1 pseudogene is annotated in these 1,281 nt (G+C 44.7%); it reads left to right on the top strand.

Going from position 1 to position 1,281, the window contains the following annotated elements:
- Positions 1–1,087: 1,087 nt before the first annotated feature.
- Positions 1,088–1,281: pseudogene (locus ELS82_RS26800) on the top strand (replication initiation protein); the annotation flags it as partial.

Here is a 1,281-nt window from a genome sequence, read left to right as displayed (position 1 = left end):
CCCTAAGAAATGGGAAGCATATCTGAATGTGGTAGACGGATAGTGCTATGAGCAAACTCAGCTGCAACGTCTGACTGGGGAGAGTTTCCAGGATTACTATCAAAAGCACAAGATAGAGTAGGAACGCAAAAGCGAAGAACTGTCTGCTGAGTAAAAAAGTAGCTTTGATGTGATGGACTGGGCACAGTTCCCTTCAAAGCAGGCTCCTAATCAATGGCTTCCCCCTAACGAAACACGCTCACTGATATGGTCAAAAATACGCATTTAAATCAAATACCCCCCCATTATTTAACATTATTTAGACGCAGCAATAGTAACCACAACAACAATAAGGTTTCCTTGAAATATTCACTTTTACCCAAAAGACCCCTTTTGTTGGTAATAAATCTGCAACCTACAGAGATGGAGATACCGAGATTCGATTGAACTCACCCCATATGAGTTTTCAGTTATCTATGAACTATGTTCATACTGACCTGTTGAAGGCCTTCAATACCCAGAGTGAAAGAGAGCAGAAAGAGAAACAGCAACAAGAAAGTTCTTTGCTTTGATGCAAGCTGGCGATCATTGTTTCTCGATGAAAGGATAGTCACAACCTATCGAGGATCTGGAAACCAATCCTCGAGGCAGACGAGAGCAGCGCGAGCTGCTGCTCGTCTTTTCAGTACTTTTCGTCCCCAGCACTAAAAAAGAGTTCGTGACATTGAGCCTCAAGTTCATGCGAACTGGCGACTCCCCTCTTTCTCAGCACCTGCGACGGTACGCAACAACGCTAAAAAACACGCCTGACTCCCTCTCGCCAGACAACCGACAATAACCGACGAGGACCGACCTCAGTTGGGATAATAAAAATAACCTACCAAATACAGGCGCCTGTTAGGTGAGGCGCAGGCCAATGCCAACGTTCTGAGTATGTATGCACACATCATCACTTGGTTTGTTGGAATTAATTGGGAGTATTGCCTAAACCTTTAACTTTACAGGTTGAGTTTGACTACACAAACTCACGAGCCAGTTTTTAGCTGCCGCGAGAACGCATCAGATAAGGCGCGAAAAAACCAAACAGCGCGTGTTCAACGCCTGTCGATTGTTATTACAGAAAGGCGAAAAGCTCAATATTACGTTAATCGCCCAGGCTACCCGCCTTTGCCGAAAAACGGTACGTCGTTACTTTCATGACATTCATTCGTTAATTGAGCCTGGTGACGGTATTGGGATCCTCCCTATTACCTCATTGTTGCGGTTGAGAATAAGTGGTCCTTATGCTGTGCATCAGATAAC

Origin of the sequence: Vibrio ouci (assembly GCF_004551525.1) — a bacterium.
In the GTDB taxonomy this organism is placed as follows: domain Bacteria; phylum Pseudomonadota; class Gammaproteobacteria; order Enterobacterales; family Vibrionaceae; genus Vibrio; species Vibrio ouci.
Note: the sequence above shows the minus strand (reverse complement) of the source record. Positions and strands in the feature narration are given on the sequence as shown.